The 340-nt window shown below is 64.1% G+C and carries 1 protein-coding gene; it reads left to right on the top strand.

Annotated elements, in window-relative coordinates; genetic code table 11:
• The coding region (locus BHC62_RS05955; RefSeq protein ID WP_218124017.1) for an electron transfer flavoprotein subunit alpha/FixB family protein at positions 1 to 340 on the top strand (340 nt) is incomplete at both ends.

Below are 340 nucleotides of genomic sequence, written 5' to 3'. Positions count from 1 at the left end.
CACCTTCAAGCGCCCGATCTACGCCGGTAACGCCATTGCCACCGTGCAATCGACTGCTGCCGTCAAAGTCATCACCGTGCGTGCCACCGGTTTCGACCCAGTTGCCGCCGAAGGTGGTTCGGCTGCCGTTGAAGCAGTTGCTGCTGCCCACGATGCTGGCACTTCCAGCTTTGTTGGCGAAGAACTGGCCAAGTCGGACCGTCCTGAGCTGACCGCTGCCAAGATCGTCGTTTCCGGCGGGCGTGGCATGCAGAACGGTGACAACTTCAAGCACCTGTACGCCCTGGCCGACAAGCTGGGCGCGGCAGTCGGCGCTTCGCGCGCGGCGGTCGACGCAGGC

Source organism: Pseudomonas sp. 06C 126 (assembly GCF_001855215.1).
GTDB classification, from domain to species: domain Bacteria; phylum Pseudomonadota; class Gammaproteobacteria; order Pseudomonadales; family Pseudomonadaceae; genus Aquipseudomonas; species Aquipseudomonas proteolytica.
This window is presented reverse-complemented; position numbering and strand designations above follow the sequence as displayed.